A 610-nucleotide genomic window follows, 5' to 3' on the forward strand; every position below is an offset into this window, starting at 1 on the left:
CATTAATGACAAGAGATTCTTCCCTTTCTGGAATTTTTTCTCGCAATTGGATTTTTATTCGTGGTGTACCAGCAATACACTTTCTCCCCCCTGAAGGACCACCAGAAATTGCATTTGCAGGACGTTCCAATGTTGGAAAATCATCTTTAATCAACGCGCTCGTCCAACAAAAAAGCTTAGCACGTACCTCAAACACACCAGGACGGACTCAAGAGCTTAATTATTTTGTACCCGATGGCTTCAGTGGGCAGCTAGGAGATCTTCCCCCTCTAGCATTAGTAGATATGCCTGGCTATGGCTTCGCTGCTGCTCCTAAAAATCTGGTTGATGCGTGGACAAATTTGATTTTTAACTATTTACGGGGACGCACAACGCTAAAACGTGTGTATATCCTGATTGATTCACGCCACGGAATTAAAAATAATGATGAAGAGGTTCTTACTCTTCTTGATAAAGCCGCTGTTTCTTATCAAATTGTTTTGACAAAAAGCGATAAAATCAAATCAAAAGCCTTAGAAAAATTAATTATGATCACACAAACAAAGCTTCTCAAGCGCCCAGCAGCTTACCCTGAGCTTCTTGTAACCTCTTCAGAAAAAGCTCTCGGTTT

General features: G+C 40.8%; 1 protein-coding gene. It reads left to right on the plus strand.

What is annotated here, in order from left to right:
* Positions 1 to 5 precede the first annotated feature (5 nt).
* Positions 6 to 610 (plus strand): ribosome biogenesis GTP-binding protein YihA/YsxC (gene yihA / locus ACFIO3_RS15080; protein ID WP_375704784.1); only part of this gene is annotated, 605 nt, incomplete at its 3' end.

The organism is Bartonella sp. AD328YNZD, assembly GCF_042196425.1.